The sequence below is a fragment of the Streptomyces sp. DG1A-41 genome, assembly GCF_037055355.1.
In the GTDB taxonomy this organism is placed as follows: domain Bacteria; phylum Actinomycetota; class Actinomycetes; order Streptomycetales; family Streptomycetaceae; genus Streptomyces.
In genome coordinates, this window is sequence record NZ_CP146350.1 from 5,304,040 (window position 1) to 5,316,988 (window position 12,949).

Consider the following 12,949-nt stretch of genomic DNA (forward strand, 5'->3'; position numbering starts at 1 on the left):
GTTGCTCATGGGTGGAACGTTGACTACTCGGCCAGGACCTCGGGTCGGAGGCTGCTAGTACTGCTCGTAAGAGCGTGGAACGCACGATCTCCGGGCGGGAGCTGGCCGGGCACGCTGTTGGGTGTCTGAGGGAATGGATTTTTCCTCGGCGCCGGCCCCAGTGAACTCGCCCTCAGGGGTGGGGTGATGGGTGGCTGGTCGTTGTTTGAGAACTGCACAGTGGACGCGAGCATCTGTGGCCAAGTTTTTAAGGGCGCACGGTGGATGCCTTGGCACCAGGAACCGATGAAGGACGTGGGAGGCCACGATAGGCCCCGGGGAGTCGTCAACCAGGCTTTGATCCGGGGGTGTCCGAATGGGGAAACCCGGCAGTCGTCATGGGCTGTCACCCGCTGCTGAACACATAGGCAGTGTGGAGGGAACGCGGGGAAGTGAAACATCTCAGTACCCGCAGGAAGAGAAAACAACCGTGATTCCGGGAGTAGTGGCGAGCGAAACCGGATGAGGCCAAACCGTATGCGTGTGAGACCCGGCAGGGGTTGCGTATACGGGGTTGTGGGATCTCTCTTTCACGGTCTGCCGGCCGTGAGACGAGTCAGAAACCGTTGATGTAGGCGAAGGACATGCGAAAGGTCCGGCGTAGAGGGTAAGACCCCCGTAGTCGAAACGTCAGCGGCTCGTTTGAGAGACACCCAAGTAGCACGGGGCCCGAGAAATCCCGTGTGAATCTGGCGGGACCACCCGCTAAGCCTAAATATTCCCTGGTGACCGATAGCGGATAGTACCGTGAGGGAATGGTGAAAAGTACCCCGGGAGGGGAGTGAAATAGTACCTGAAACCGTGTGCCTACAAGCCGTGGGAGCGTCGGATGGAAGCTTGCTTCCATCTCGTGACTGCGTGCCTTTTGAAGAATGAGCCTGCGAGTTTGCGGTGTGTTGCGAGGTTAACCCGGGTGGGGTAGCCGTAGCGAAAGCGAGTCCGAATAGGGCGTTTGAGTAGCACGCTCAAGACCCGAAGCGGAGTGATCTAGCCATGGGCAGGTTGAAGCGGAGGTAAGACTTCGTGGAGGACCGAACCCACCAGGGTTGAAAACCTGGGGGATGACCTGTGGTTAGGGGTGAAAGGCCAATCAAACTCCGTGATAGCTGGTTCTCCCCGAAATGCATTTAGGTGCAGCGTCGTGTGTTTCTTGCCGGAGGTAGAGCACTGGATAGGCGATGGGCCCTACCGGGTTACTGACCTTAGCCAAACTCCGAATGCCGGTAAGTGAGAGCGCGGCAGTGAGACTGTGGGGGATAAGCTCCATGGTCGAGAGGGAAACAGCCCAGAGCATCGACTAAGGCCCCTAAGCGTACGCTAAGTGGGAAAGGATGTGGAGTCGCAGAGACAACCAGGAGGTTGGCTTAGAAGCAGCCACCCTTGAAAGAGTGCGTAATAGCTCACTGGTCTAGTGATTCCGCGCCGACAATGTAGCGGGGCTCAAGCGTACCGCCGAAGTCGTGTCATTCATACAACAGCCCCAACGGGTGTGTGGATGGGTAGGGGAGCGTCGTGTGCCGGGTGAAGCAGCCGCGTAAGCGAGTTGTGGACGGTTCACGAGTGAGAATGCAGGCATGAGTAGCGATTCACACGTGAGAAACGTGTGCGCCGATTGACTAAGGGTTCCTGGGTCAAGCTGATCTGCCCAGGGTAAGTCGGGACCTAAGGCGAGGCCGACAGGCGTAGTCGATGGATAACCGGTTGATATTCCGGTACCCGCTGTGAAGCGTCAAACATCGAGCCCGCTGATGCTAAGGCCGTGAAGCCGCCCTGGAGCCTTCGGGCGAAGGGGAGTGGTGGAGCCGCCGGACCAAGGTGGTAGTAGGTGAGTGATGGGGTGACGCAGGAAGGTAGTCCATCCCGGGCGGTGGTTGTCCCGGGGTAAGGGTGTAGGACGTCAGGTAGGTAAATCCGCCTGGCAATAGTCTGAGACCTGATGCCGAGCCGATTGTGGTGAAGTGGATGATCCTATGCTGTCGAGAAAAGCCTCTAGCGAGTTTCATGGCGGCCCGTACCCTAAACCGACTCAGGTGGTCAGGTAGAGAATACCGAGGCGTTCGGGTGAACTATGGTTAAGGAACTCGGCAAAATGCCCCCGTAACTTCGGGAGAAGGGGGGCCACATCCGGTGATGAGCTTCGCGCTCTGAGCTGGGGGTGGCCGCAGAGACCAGCGAGAAGCGACTGTTTACTAAAAACACAGGTCCGTGCGAAGCCGTAAGGCGATGTATACGGACTGACGCCTGCCCGGTGCTGGAACGTTAAGGGGACCGGTTAGCTCACTTTCGGGTGGGCGAAGCTGAGAACTTAAGCGCCAGTAAACGGCGGTGGTAACTATAACCATCCTAAGGTAGCGAAATTCCTTGTCGGGTAAGTTCCGACCTGCACGAATGGCGTAACGACTTCTCGACTGTCTCAACCATAGGCCCGGTGAAATTGCACTACGAGTAAAGATGCTCGTTTCGCGCAGCAGGACGGAAAGACCCCGGGACCTTTACTACAGTTTGATATTGGTGTTCGGTTCGGCTTGTGTAGGATAGCTGGGAGACTGTGAAGCTTGGACGCCAGTTCAGGTGGAGTCGTCGTTGAAATACCAGTCTGGTCGTGCTGGATGTCTAACCTGGGTCCGTGATCCGGATCAGGGACAGTGTCTGATGGGTAGTTTAACTGGGGCGGTTGCCTCCTAAAGGGTAACGGAGGCGCCCAAAGGTTCCCTCAGCCTGGTTGGCAATCAGGTGTTGAGTGTAAGTGCACAAGGGAGCTTGACTGTGAGACCGACGGGTCGAGCAGGGACGAAAGTCGGGACTAGTGATCCGGCGGTGGCTTGTGGAAGCGCCGTCGCTCAACGGATAAAAGGTACCCCGGGGATAACAGGCTGATCTTCCCCAAGAGTCCATATCGACGGGATGGTTTGGCACCTCGATGTCGGCTCGTCGCATCCTGGGGCTGGAGTCGGTCCCAAGGGTTGGGCTGTTCGCCCATTAAAGCGGTACGCGAGCTGGGTTTAGAACGTCGTGAGACAGTTCGGTCCCTATCCGCTGTGCGCGTAGGAGTCTTGAGAAGGGCTGTCCCTAGTACGAGAGGACCGGGACGGACGAACCTCTGGTGTGCCAGTTGTTCTGCCAAGGGCATGGCTGGTTGGCTACGTTCGGGAGGGATAACCGCTGAAAGCATCTAAGCGGGAAGCCTGCTTCGAGATGAGGACTCCCACCCACTTGATGGGGTAAGGCTCCCAGTAGACGACTGGGTTGATAGGCCGGATATGGAAGCACGGTAACGTGTGGAGTTGACCGGTACTAATAGGCCGAGGGCTTGTCCTCAGTTGCTCGCGTCCACTGTGTTGGTTCTGAAACCACGAACAGCCCCATGCCATGGTCACGGTGTGGTGCGGTTGTCAGTTTCATAGTGTTTCGGTGGTTATAGCGTAGGGGAAACGCCCGGTTACATTCCGAACCCGGAAGCTAAGCCTTACAGCGCCGATGGTACTGCAGGGGGGACCCTGTGGGAGAGTAGGACGCCGCCGAACAATCTTTGGGAAAACCCCCGCATCTTCGGATGCGGGGGTTTTCTGCGTTTAGGGTCGATCCATGCGCTATGACCTCGTGATCTTCGACAACGACGGTGTCCTCGTCGACAGTGAGCCCATCTCCAACCGGCTCCTGGCCGCCTATCTGACCGAGCTCGGGCACCCGACGTCCTACGAGGAGTCCCTGCGCGACTACATGGGCGCTGCCATGCACCGCGTACACGAAATGGTCGCGGAGCGGACCGGGCAGCGGCTGCCGGTGGACTTCGACGACGTGTTCCACGCTCGGGTCTTCGCGGCCTTCGAGCGGGACTTGAAGCCGGTGGCCGGTGTCGAGGAGGTGCTTCAGAAGCTTGCCGCCGACTCCGTGCCGTACTGCGTGGCGTCGTCCGGGAGTCATGAGCGGATCCGGGTGGGGCATCGGACGACCGGGCTCGACCGGTGGTTCGACGAGGGGCGGATCTTCAGCTCGCAGGATGTCGGGCGGGGGAAGCCGGCTCCCGATCTGTTCCTGTACGCGGCCGAGCGCATGGGCGTCGAGCCGGAGCGATGTGTCGTCGTCGAGGACAGTCCGCTGGGGGTGGAGGCGGCGGTCGCGGCGGGGATGGATGTGTACGGGTTCACCGCCATGACGCCGGCGGAGAGGCTGGCCGGGGCCGGGTGGCTCTTCTCCGACATGGGAGAGCTGACTGTGCTGCTCATGTGAGGGTCGTAGAAGCTGAACCAAATTCACCTTTGGCTGGATCTACCCACGGGTAAGCCGGGGCCCTACGCTCGCCGCCATGACTGATGTGCTGCGGCGCGGCAGGGCCTCGTTGGCGTTCAGCTTCTTGGTGCAGGGGGTCGCCTTCGCTCTGCTCGTAACGCGGATACCGGCCATCCAGGACCGGTACGGGGTCTCCGACGCGCTGCTGCCCGCCTTCCTGGCCGCTGTGCCGATCCTCGCCGGGGTCGGGAGCGTGACCACCGAGCGGCTGGTGAAGCGGGTGCCGCCGAGCCGGCTGCTTCGCTGGTCGCAGCCCGTGGTGCTGCTGGCGCTGCTCGGGGTCGGGGCCGGGGAGCGGATGGTGGAACTGGGTGTCGCGCTCGCGGCGTTCGGGCTCGCCGTCGGTGTGCTGGACGCGTCGATGAACATGCTCGGGGTGAGTCTTCAGCGGTCGTACGGGCGCAGCATCATGCTCAGTTTCCACGCGGCCTACAGCCTGGGCGGGATCGTAGGGGCCTCGCTGGCGTGGGTGGGGGCGCACTGGGATCTGGCGCTGTGGGTGTCGTATCTGCCGGTCGTGGCGGTACTGCTGCCGACGGTGCTGGTGGGGAGCCGGTGGTACGTCGACGACGAGGATGCGGCGCCGGCCGTGGCGGAAGAGGCGGGCGAGGGCCAGGTCGTCGTCTTCAAGTGGCTGCTGCCGTTGTGTCTGGTGATGACGGTCGCCTATATCGGGGACTCCACGGTCTCCAACTGGAGTGCGAAGTACCTCCAGGACGTGCTGGGGAGCTCGGAGCAGATGGCCACGGTGCCGTACAACGTGTACATGGTGACGACGCTGCTGGGGCGGGCGATCGGGGACCTCGGGGTGCGGCGGTTCGGGGCCGTCGCCGTCGTGCGGGGTGGGGCGCTGGTGGCGGCGGGTGGGTTCGCCGTGGTGGCGGGGGCGCCCGGGGCGTGGGTGGGGCTGCTGGGGTTCACGCTGCTGGGGCTCGGGCTGTGTGTGCTGGTGCCGCAGACGTTCGCGGCCGCGGGGAGGTTGTTCCCCGGGGCTTCGGATGTGGCCGTCGCGCGACTGAATGTCTTCAACTATGTGGGGTTTTTGATCGGTTCGCCGTTGGTCGGTGCGCTCGGGGATGTGTGGAGCTACCGCGGGGCCATGCTCGTGCCGATGGTGTTGGTGCTGGTGACGCTGGTGTACGCCCGGTCGTTCGCTGCTCGACCGGACCGATACGGTGGCGGGCATGAGCGGCCGCGCACAGCTGATGTGGGACGAGGCAGTAACGGGCTATGACTTCGGTCCCGGGCATCCGATGGACCCGGTCCGGCTCGCCCTGACCCGGAGACTGGTCGATGCCTTCGGGCTGGACCGTGAGGTGGAGGTGGTCGCTGCGAAGGCGGCCGGGGAGTCGACGCTGCGGCTCGTCCACCGGCAGGACTACATCGAGGCGGTTAAGGCCGCGTCGGTGGAGCCGGGGGCGGCGGACCAGTCGTACGGGCTGGGGACGATGGACGATCCGGCCTTCGCCGGGATGCACGAGGTGTCGGCGCTGATCGCCGGGCAGTCGGTGGGGGCCGCGGAGGCCGTGTGGCGGGGTGAGGCACTGCACGCGGTGAATTTCGCGGGCGGGCTGCACCACGCGATGCCGGGCGGCGCGTCCGGGTTCTGCATCTACAACGACGCGTCGCTGGCGATCGCCCGGCTGCTGGAGCTCGGGGCCGAGCGGGTGGCGTACATCGACGTCGACGTGCATCACGGGGACGGGGTGCAGGCGGCGTTCTGGGAGGACCCGCGGGTGCTGACGATCTCGCTGCACGAGCACCCCCGGACACTGTTCCCGCAGACCGGGTGGCCGGAGGAGACCGGGGCGGACTCCGCGGAGGGCTCGGCGGTGAACGTGGCGCTGCCGGCCGGGACCGGGGACGCGGGCTGGCTGCGGGCCTTCCACGCCGTGGTGCCGGAGCTGATCGCCGACTTCCGGCCCCAGGTGCTGGTGACGCAGCACGGGGCCGACACGCACTTCGAGGATCCGCTGGCGCATCTGGCGGTGTCGCTGGACGCGCAGCGGGCGGTGCAGGCCGCCTGTCACGACCTGGCACACGAGCACGCCGACGGGCGGTGGGTGGCGCTGGGCGGGGGCGGCTACGCCGTGGTGGACGTCGTACCGCGGTCGTGGACGCATCTGGTCGCCATCGCGGCCGGCCGGGCCGTGGAGCCGGAGGCGATGATCCCCGAGGGCTGGCGGCAGGAAGTGTTCGCCCGGACGCGGCAGTTGGCCCCGGCGCGGATGACGGACGGGCGCTGGCCCGTGGCCTTCCCTGGCTGGGAGGAGGGCTACGACCCCGCGGACCGGCTGGACCAGGCGGTGCTGGCGGCCCGGCGGGCGGTGTTCCCGCTGCGGGGGCTGCTGGCCTGACCCGGGCGGGCCCCTCGTAGGCCGACCGTGCGGTGTTCCCCCGTTCTCGGGACACGTGGGGTCCCTGTCGCGCACGATCTCCTCGTGCTGACCACCCAAGCCCTTCGTGCGCACCTGGTGGGCGCACGCCTCGCCGGGACCGTGGCCACGCCTCGTGAGGAGAGCCTGCGCAGTTACCGGCTCTTCGCCGCCCGGGATCCCCGGGTGCTCCTCGGGCTCGATCCCGAAGGGGCCTGGAGCCGGCGGGATGTGATCGAGCTGATGGCGGACCGGTGCGGTGTCTCGGCCGATTTCCGTCGGACTTCCGGCCAGGACGTGATCGCTCCGGAGCGCACCCTGGCCGCGCTGGACGCCTTCGCGGAGCGCCTCGCCGAGGCCGCCCGGCGGAGCGCACCCGTGCTCCTCGGCACCGGGCACCCCCACCGGCTGCTCGGTTTCTACGCCGCTCTGGCAGACGCGCTGTCGGCGGCGGGGTGTGAGGTTCTCACCCCCGCGCAGGGTCGCTGTGTCGACATAACGACCCGGTTCGGTCTACGTACGTACAACCTCGACTACGTACGAGGAGTCGCGCTGGTGCGGGGATTGGACGCGGAACGCCCCGGTTGTGAGCCCGGCGCACATACGCACTCACCTCTCCCGGTTCGTACCGTGTTGGCCGCTGCCGCGGAGGCCGGCGGGCCCCTTCCCGAGCTGGTCATCGGGGACCATGGGTGGGTCTGCGGAGCAGGTCAGCTGGGGTTCGAGGCCATCGGGCCGGCCGATACGGACGACCCCGCCCCGTTCGTCGGTGAGGCCGAGGGGTCCGTCTCCGTCGTCGTTCCACTTGATGACGGAGTGCGGTCTGATTACTACCTGCCGCTTACCCGCTACGTACTCAATCGGGCGTGTCTGTCACAGTAGGCCGCCGATGGGTGCACCTCTTCCCCACTCGCATCACCCGCCCCTACATTGGGGAGTGAGCACGCAGCGACGAAGAGTCACCGGAAGGGGAAGCCGGTGGCCGTCGAGTGCGGAAGGTTCAGGTGTGTCATGGCTGCAGCTGGCGAGAGGCCTCTGAACGAGGTTCAGTTCCTTACCGTGGCGGAAGTCGCCTCGGTGATGCGAGTGTCGAAGATGACCGTGTACCGGTTGGTGCACAGCGGTCATCTGCCCGCGATCCGTGTGGGGCGGTCCTTCCGCGTCCCGGAGCAAGCGGTTCACGAGTACCTCCGCGAGAGTTACGTGGGGGTGGAAACCGCCTGACGGCTGGGCCGGGGTGATCCCTCACAGGGCACTCGGGATCACCCTGGCCTCCTCGATTACGACCTCAGCGCTCGGGCGGGTAGGCTAGCCCCTCGTAGGTCGTGTGGGCCCATGGCGCCCAAACAACCGAGTGATGAGAAGTGAGCGAGGGTAGTCGTGGGCTCTGTTATCAAGAAGCGGCGCAAGCGGATGGCCAAGAAGAAGCACCGCAAGCTGCTCAAGCGCACGCGCGTTCAGCGTCGCAACAAGAAGTAAGTTCGCGACGCGGACGCCGCGAGAGCGTTGCTGTGGCCCCCCACCCACCGGTGGGGGGCCACATGTGTTTCGGCTCGTACGTCCGGCTGCTTGTCGTCACTTCGCGCTTCGGGCGGTCATCACAGCGCAACGCCGACCCGCTAAGTTGGCCCCACGGGGGAACGCGGCGGGGCAAGAGGTTTCTGGAAGGAAGGCGCTGATCTTGGGCAAGGTCGTGCTCGTGACCGGTGTGGCCCGCCAGCTGGGGGGCCGGTTCGTACGGCGGATCCAGCGTGACCCCGAGGTGGACCGGGTCGTCGCCGTGGACGCGGTGCCGCCCGAGCACCATCTGGGCGGCGCGGACTTCGTCCAGGCCGACATCCGGCAGCCCACGATCGCGCGGGTGCTCGCCGAGACGGGCGCCGACACGATCGTCCACCTGGACGTGACGGGCACGCCGCTGGGCAGCGGCAACCGGGCCTCCCTGAAGGAGACCAACGTCATCGGCGCGATGCAGCTGCTCGGTGCCTGCCAGAAGTCCCCGAACGTGCGGCGGCTGGTCGTGAAGTCCAGCACGAACGTCTACGGGTCCGCGCCGCGCGACCCGGCCGTCTTCACCGAGACGACCCCGCCCAAGTCCCTGCCCAGCGGCGGCTTCGCCAAGGACACCGTCGAGGTCGAGGGCTATGTCCGCGGCTTCGCGCGCCGCCGGCCCGACGTGGCGGTCTGCGTGCTGCGGTTCGCCAACATCCTCGGCCCGACCGCGGACACCCCGCTCGCCTCGTACTTCGCGCTGCCGGTCCTGCCGACCGTGTTCGGCTACGACCCGCGGCTTCAGTTCGTGCACGAGGACGACGTGATCGAGGTGCTGCGGATCGCCTCGCACGAGCCGCAGCGGGGCACGCTCAACAGCGGCACCTTCAACATCGCCGGCGACGGCGTGCTGCTGCTCTCGCAGTGCTCCCGGCGCCTGGGGCGCCCCACCGTGCCCCTGCTGCTCCCGGCCGTCACCTGGGCGGGCTCGCTGGTGCGTACGCTGGGCATGTCGGACTTCTCGCCCGAGCAGATCCGCCTGCTCACCCACGGCCGGGTCGTGGCGACGGGCCAGATGCGCGAGACGCTGGGATTCCAGCCCAAGTACACGACCGCGGAGACGTTCGCGGACTTCGCACGCAGCCAAGGTCCCGGACTTCTTCCGCCGGAGGCCCTTGCGGGGGCCGTCGACCGGATCGCCGCGCTGCCCCTCGCGGGCGGCGGCCACCCCCCGACGCAGAGCGCCAATTGAGGAGCGCAGCAACGATGGCGGATGCCAAGGTCATTCCGTTCGACGACGACCGGTCCCGCGGGGGCGCCGTGCAGCGTCCGCAGCGGCGCCGGAGCACGGGGAACCGGCGCCCCGGCACGGACTCGGGGTCGGTCCGTGAGGTGCAGCCCCTGCCCACCAGGGCTGTTCCGCAGGATGATGTTCATGTGACTTCTGAGAAACAACCGCCGGAGGGGCCCCACGGCGGCGACGGCGGCCTGGAGCGGCGGATCGCGGGCGGCCTGGCCTTCCTGCGCCGCCGCCTCACCGGGGACTACGAGGTCGACGACTTCGGCTACGACGAGGAACTCACCGACCAGGTCCTGATGTCGCTGCTGCGCCCGCTGTACGAGAAGTACTTCCGGGTCGAGGTGAAGGGCACCGAGAACATCCCGTCCGAGGGCGGCGCCCTGATCGTCGCCAACCACTCCGGGACGCTGCCGATGGACGGCCTGATGATGCAGGTCGCCGTGCACGACAACCATCCGGCGGGCCGGCATCTGCGGCTGCTCGCCGCGGACCTGGTGTTCATGCTGCCGGTGGTCAACGAGCTGGCCCGCAAGCTCGGCCACACCCTGGCCTGCGCGGAGGACGCGGCACGGCTGCTGGAGCAGGGCGAGCTGGTGGGGGTGATGCCGGAGGGCTTCAAGGGCCTCGGCAAGCCCTTCGCGGACCGCTACAAGCTCCAGCGCTTCGGCCGTGGCGGTTTCGTCTCGACCGCCTTGCGCGCCGGGACGCCGATCGTGCCCTGCTCGATCGTCGGGGCCGAGGAGATCTACCCGATGATCGGCAACGCCAAGACGGTCGCCCGGCTGCTGGGTTTCCCGTACTTCCCGATCACGCCCACGTTCCCGTGGCTCGGGCCGCTCGGGGCGGTTCCACTGCCGACCAAGTGGACGATCCAGTTCGGCGAGCCGATCCCGACGGATGGCTATCCGCCGGAGGCCGCCGAGGACCCGATGCTGATGTTCAACCTGACCGACCAGGTCAGGGAGCAGATCCAGCACACGCTGTACAAGCTGCTGGTGCAGCGGCGGTCGGTGTTCTTCTGAGTTCGTACACATGGCAGTGGGGGCGCCCCTGCGGAGGGGCGCCCCCACTGACGTACCGCCGGTTAGTCGGCGTTTTCGCTGTCGATGCCCAGCTCGGGCAGCAGATCGGGCAGGAGCGGCGAGAGGGTGACGTCCGGCTCGGGGACGGGCGTGTTGCCTTCCGCCGACGGCGAGGTGCTCGCGTCGCCGTCCCGCGGCGGGTCGAGCAGGCCGCCGGTGTTGCCGCCGAGCAGGCCGCCGCTGTCGCTGCCGGAGCCGGCCGAGCGGCTGGGGCTGCCGCTACCGGCGCTGCCTTCGCCGGAGTGGCCGCGGCCGCTGTCGCCGGGCCGGGCCGACCGGTCGGTGGCCGAGGAGCCGGTGGAGGCCGACTCGGAGGCGCCCTGCCGGTTGCCTTCGCCGCTGCTTGGGGCCGGTGGCTCGGGCAGCAGGGACCGCAGCGGGGCGACGTCCTCCTCTATGGCGTCGAACACCGACGACACCTCCTGGCTGACGTCCCCGAGCTGGACGGGGAGCCTGTCGCGCAGTTCGCCCCAGGCCTCGCGGTGGGAGCGGGAGAACGCGGACAGGGCCTGGATGGGCTCCAGGGAGTCGGGGTCTCGCTCGTAGGCCTCGCTCAGCAGCCGGTGGCCTTCCGACGCGTCGTGCCGCATGCCGGACAGGGCGCGGCGGACCTCGCCCAGGGACTCGTGGTCGAGCGGGCCGCTGCGGCCCCGCTCCATCAGGCGGCGGGCTTCGCTGAGCCGGGTGGAGGCGTGGTCGAGATGGACCCGGCCGCGCTCGTCGACTCCGTCGGCGAGGCCGAGCTTGACGTCCTCGATGCCGCGCTTGAGCCCGTAGAGCGAGTCGCCGGGCAGGGCGTCGGAGCTGGCGGCGGCGACTCCGCCGAATGCGCTCGCGGCCACGCCCACGCTGAGCCCGCCCGCGGTGAGGCCCTTGGCGAGGCGGGAACGGGGCCGGAACTTCTTCAGTGGGCTCGCGCGGTGGGCGCCTCGGGCCCGGGGGGAGCGCTGCTCGGGGACCGCGCCGTCCGTCGCCCCGCCTCCCGCGGTGCCCTGCTGGAGCATGGCCTCGAACGCGGCCACCAGCTGGGCCCGCTGGACGACCTTGACCTCCGGGTCGAGCTCCGGCTTGGGCAGCGCGTCGAGACCGGAGGCGAGCGCCAGCAGGCGTGCCTGTTCGGTCCGCTCCGCAGCGGCCGGGGACGGTGCCGATCCTTCGGACTGCTCGGCCGCCGTGCCCTGCTCGGACTGCTCCTGAAGGGCCTGGGCGAAGGCGTTCGCCCGCCGGTGCGCCGATACGTTCGCGATCACTGGCGGCACCTCCTCTCGTCATGACGGTCGACTCCCCAGGGGGTCCTGAGGGTTGCACACCCTGACCACGACCACACGATCGAGTGATCGGAGCCGGTCAGGGGGTGACCACAGGGAGCCTGCATCCCGCACAACGAGCGGCGCGGCACTTGGGTTACGGACGCCGGATGATCGGATGCGGAGGCCAACCGACTTTCACGGAACGTGAGTTGGCCGTCGCCGAGCGTAGGTCCGGTCAGCGGGCGTCTTCCGGGAGGAGCCGGGCGAGGGTGCGGACGGCCCGGTACTGGAGGGTCTTGATGGCGCCCTCGTTCTTGCCCATCACGCGGGCGGTCTCGGCGACGGAGAGGCCCTGGAGGAAGCGGAGTGTCACGCACTCCTGCTGCTGGGGGTTGAGTCGCCGCACCGCGTCGAGCAGGGCGGCGTTGGAGAGGGACTCCAGGACGGAGTCCTCGGGGGAGCGCTCGACCTCGTTGGCGTCGAGCATCTCGCCGGTGGTGACCTCGAGGCGGAAGCGGCTGGACTTGAAGTGGTCCGCGACGAGGTTCCGGGCGATGGTGACCAGCCAGGCGCCGAAGTCGCGGCCCTGCCAGGTGAACGTGCCGATGCGGCGCAGGGCACGCAGAAAAGTCTCGCTGGTGAGGTCTTCGGCGGTCGCCTTTCCTCCGACCCGGTAGTAGATGTACCGGTAGACGGTGTCGCTGTATTGGTCGTAGAGACGGCCGAAGGCGTCGGCCTCGCCGGCCTGGGCGCGCTCCACGAGGTCCATCATGCGGGCGCTGTCGCTGTCCGCCGCCGGCCGTCGGGCGGTGGCCGCGCCGGACGGGCGCCCTCGTCTGCCGACCGCGGCGCTGCCGTCGGCCAGTGCATAGCACGGGCCTACGGGCGCGGCGGTGGCGAATGCGGGGCCGGCGTACGCGGTGGGGACGAAGCCGCGCAACAGGTCGAGGACCGTTGCGCGCAGCGTTGCCAGGCCCGAGGCGTCAACCCCGACGTGTGGGTACACGGGACTCCCAGAGGCAGAGCTTCCATCACGTGCAGTGCGGGACCTTTCACCCGTCGTAGCGACGGTGGGGTACCGGATTGCGTCTGAGGAGAATAACGCTTCGTGTAGGCCCTGCT

At 67.0% G+C, this 12,949-nt stretch carries 10 protein-coding genes and 2 rRNA genes; 10 read left to right on the forward strand and 2 right to left on the reverse strand.

Annotated features, from left to right (window positions below):
- The first annotated feature begins 237 nt into the window (after positions 1-237).
- The 10 genes from V8690_RS24825 to V8690_RS24870 all read left to right on the forward strand — a co-directional run bounded on the left by V8690_RS24825 (position 238) and on the right by V8690_RS24870 (position 10,517).
- Positions 238-3,357 (forward strand): 23S ribosomal RNA (locus V8690_RS24825).
- An 89-nt stretch (positions 3,358-3,446) separates the two neighbouring features.
- Positions 3,447-3,563, forward strand: a 5S ribosomal RNA gene (rrf, locus tag V8690_RS24830).
- 61 nt (positions 3,564-3,624) lie between these two features.
- Positions 3,625-4,269: an HAD family hydrolase gene (locus tag V8690_RS24835; protein WP_338782183.1), complete on the forward strand. Its 645-nt coding sequence runs from the start codon at positions 3,625-3,627 to the stop codon at positions 4,267-4,269.
- A gap of 76 nt (positions 4,270-4,345) precedes the next feature.
- On the forward strand, positions 4,346-5,563 hold the full coding sequence (locus V8690_RS24840) for an MFS transporter (protein ID WP_338782185.1): 1,218 nt from the start codon (positions 4,346-4,348) through the stop codon (positions 5,561-5,563).
- Positions 5,514-6,686 (forward strand): acetoin utilization protein AcuC, encoded by a 1,173-nt coding sequence (locus V8690_RS24845; RefSeq protein WP_338782188.1) that lies wholly within the window; start codon positions 5,514-5,516, stop codon positions 6,684-6,686. The genes V8690_RS24840 and V8690_RS24845 overlap by 50 nt, the downstream gene beginning before the upstream one ends.
- Before the next feature lie 84 nt (positions 6,687-6,770).
- Positions 6,771-7,586 (forward strand): phosphatase, encoded by an 816-nt coding sequence (locus V8690_RS24850; RefSeq protein ID WP_338782190.1) that lies wholly within the window; start codon positions 6,771-6,773, stop codon positions 7,584-7,586.
- Between the two features lie 129 nt (positions 7,587-7,715).
- Positions 7,716-7,928, forward strand: coding sequence for a helix-turn-helix domain-containing protein (locus V8690_RS24855; RefSeq protein WP_004984898.1), 213 nt, complete (start codon positions 7,716-7,718; stop codon positions 7,926-7,928).
- Between the two features lie 156 nt (positions 7,929-8,084).
- Positions 8,085-8,183 carry an AURKAIP1/COX24 domain-containing protein gene (locus tag V8690_RS24860; protein ID WP_003948845.1) on the forward strand — a complete coding sequence of 33 codons (99 nt, stop codon included), beginning with the start codon at positions 8,085-8,087 and terminating at the stop codon, positions 8,181-8,183.
- A 202-nt stretch (positions 8,184-8,385) separates the two neighbouring features.
- Positions 8,386-9,447, forward strand: a complete 1,062-nt coding sequence (locus tag V8690_RS24865) for an NAD-dependent epimerase/dehydratase family protein (RefSeq protein WP_338782193.1) — start codon at positions 8,386-8,388, stop codon at positions 9,445-9,447.
- Positions 9,448-9,461: 14 nt separating this feature from the next.
- Positions 9,462-10,517, forward strand: coding sequence for a lysophospholipid acyltransferase family protein (locus tag V8690_RS24870; protein WP_338782194.1), 1,056 nt, complete (start codon positions 9,462-9,464; stop codon positions 10,515-10,517).
- Positions 10,518-10,579: 62 nt separating this feature from the next.
- Here the strand turns inward: V8690_RS24870 and V8690_RS24875 are convergent, their stop codons facing one another.
- Positions 10,580-11,827, reverse strand: a complete 1,248-nt coding sequence (locus tag V8690_RS24875) for a DUF5667 domain-containing protein (RefSeq protein ID WP_338782196.1) — start codon at positions 11,825-11,827, stop codon at positions 10,580-10,582.
- A gap of 235 nt (positions 11,828-12,062) precedes the next feature.
- Positions 12,063-12,833 carry an ECF subfamily RNA polymerase sigma factor, BldN family gene (locus V8690_RS24880; RefSeq protein WP_037671603.1) on the reverse strand — a complete coding sequence of 257 codons (771 nt, stop codon included), beginning with the start codon at positions 12,831-12,833 and terminating at the stop codon, positions 12,063-12,065.
- Between the last annotated feature and the right edge of the window lie 116 nt (positions 12,834-12,949).